Below are 226 nucleotides of genomic sequence, written 5' to 3' on the forward strand. Positions count from 1 at the left end.
GGCCAAGGCACAGTGGCCAACGTAACGAGCAAAAACGGCGTGACTACCGTTAAGTTTGATACCCCGATGACCTATGCAGATGCATCAGGCAACCCGACCGGCACGCCGAGCAACAAAGTAAACCTGGTGGGCGGAGACGCGACCAAACCGGTGACTTTGGGTAACGTGGCTGACGGTACTGTTGCTGCGGGCAGCAAAGAAGCCGTCAACGGCAGCCAGCTGCATG

Annotated in this window: 1 protein-coding gene; it reads left to right on the forward strand. The window is 58.0% G+C overall.

Features of this window, described 5'->3' with window-relative positions:
- A partial coding sequence (locus ACTHSL_RS14380; RefSeq protein ID WP_440381768.1) for a hypothetical protein occupies positions 1–226 on the forward strand: 226 nt, incomplete at both ends.

Origin of the sequence: Neisseria sp. P0008.S010 (genome assembly GCF_051962715.1) — a bacterium.
Classification (GTDB): domain Bacteria; phylum Pseudomonadota; class Gammaproteobacteria; order Burkholderiales; family Neisseriaceae; genus Neisseria; species Neisseria elongata.